This is a genomic window from Streptomyces sp. TRM64462 (assembly GCF_013362995.1).
Lineage (GTDB): Bacteria > Actinomycetota > Actinomycetes > Streptomycetales > Streptomycetaceae > Streptomyces.
Map to the genome: position 1 here is coordinate 1 of NZ_JABWDV010000248.1, position 1,745 is coordinate 1,745.

Below are 1,745 nucleotides of genomic sequence, written 5' to 3' on the forward strand. Positions count from 1 at the left end.
CCGCGCCGTCCGCGCCGTCCGCGCCGTCCGCGTCGCCCGCGCCGTCCTCGCCGGCCGCCGTGGACGGTGGCGGTACGCGGTCGGGGGCGCCGCCGATCAGGTCCTGGAAGCGGCGGCGCAGCCCGGACCAGCGGCGGTCGTGACGGTAGGCGCGCAGCCCGGCGCGGGCCCGGGCGCGGGGCCTGCGCCGGTAGAGGCGGCGTGACCACAGGGAGCCGGGGCGGGCGAGCCGCAGCGCGCCGACGATGGCGACCAACGGCACGAGCGCGCCGATGACGGCCATCCGGAACTTGCCCTTGAGCAGCGCGACGATCACGAACAGGAAGTTCAGACCCAGCGTCAGGATGAGGCCGGCGCGGTTCTGCCGCTCCTCCGGGGTCAGCGCGTCCACGCCGAGCGGCGAGAAGCCGCCCAGCACGAGCGCCACGAGCGCCGCCGTCAGGACGACCATCTCCACACTCTGGCGGCCCTGTTCCGTCCAGTACACGTCGTCGAGGTGGAGGATCAGCGCGAACTCGTCGAGGACGAGCCCCGCGCCCATGCCGAAGAGCACCGCGGCCACGAGGGACGCGGCCGTGTGCCGCCCGGCCGCGATCGCGCCGAACCCGCCCACCAGGATGAGGACGACCCCCGGAACGACGTGGTGGATGTGCAGCCCGCCGGTGGTGACGTTGCGGAACGGGCCCTTGCCCGCGCGGATGAGGCGGGTGACGGTCCGCGTCGCCAGGAAGGTGAGGACGAAGGACGCCAGGGCGATGAGCAGCGGGAGCTTGCCGGGCTCGACGATGTTGCGGGTGAACCAGTGACCCATGCCACCCCCGTCCGGAATCAGTCGCTATGCGCAATTTACCGGCCGTGGCCCCCGGTGGCAGCGACTAGTGTGCGCGCGGTGACGACTTCCGAGGAGCTTCCGCGCCTGCACGGCCTGCGTTTCGCGTTCGGCACGCTCACCGTGCTGCCCGCGCGCGTGACGCGCTGGGACCGGGACGCGGCCCGCTCCGGGATGCTGTGCGCGCCGGTGGCCGGGCTTGTCGTGGGCCTGTGCGCGGCGGCGGCCGGCGGGCTGCTCCTGCTGCTCGGGGCGGGCCCGCTGCCGGCGGCCGTCGCCTCGGCGGCGGTGCCCGCGCTGCTGACGCGCGGGCTGCACCTGGACGGTCTGGCCGACACGGCGGACGGGCTCGGCAGCGGGAAGCCCGCCGAGGACGCGCTGCGGATCATGAAGCGGTCGGACATCGGCCCGTTCGGTGTGATCACGCTGCTGTTCACGCTGTTCGCGCAGGTGGCGGCGGTGTACGAACTGTACGCGGACGGGTGGGCGCGCGGCGCGGTCGCGGTGGTCGTCGCCGGTACGGTCGCCCGGCTCGCGCTGACCCTCGCGTCCCGTACCGGTGTGCCGGCGGCCCGCCCCGAGGGGCTGGGCGCGGTGGTCGCGGGGACCGTTCCGGTGGGCGCCGCGCTGGGGGCCGGCGCCGTGGTGCTGGCCGTGTGCGCGGGCGCGGGGGCGCTGTTCGGGGCGTACGACGCCGTGCGGCACGTCCTGGGCGCGCTGGTCGCGCTGGGTGCGGCCGAGCTGCTGCTGCGCCGGTGCGTGCGCAGGTTCGGCGGGGTGACGGGTGACGTGTTCGGCGCGGTCGCGGAGACGGCGGCCACGGCCGCGCTGGTCGCCCTGACGCTGGGTTAGCCCCCACCCCGCCCCTTCCCGAATCGGGGGCTCCGCCCCCGAACCCCCGCTCCTCAATCGCCGG

General features: G+C 75.8%; 2 protein-coding genes. One reads left to right on the forward strand and one right to left on the reverse strand.

The genetic code is table 11. The annotated features are described in order from the left end of the window. Positions 1–811 (reverse strand): hypothetical protein (locus HTZ82_RS11625; protein WP_254711793.1); only part of this gene is annotated, 811 nt, incomplete at its 3' end. 69 nt (positions 812–880) lie between these two features. Here HTZ82_RS11625 and HTZ82_RS11630 point away from each other — a divergent pair. Next, positions 881–1,681 (forward strand): adenosylcobinamide-GDP ribazoletransferase, encoded by an 801-nt coding sequence (locus HTZ82_RS11630; RefSeq protein WP_175409267.1) that lies wholly within the window; start codon positions 881–883, stop codon positions 1,679–1,681. Positions 1,682–1,745: the final 64 nt, after the last annotated feature.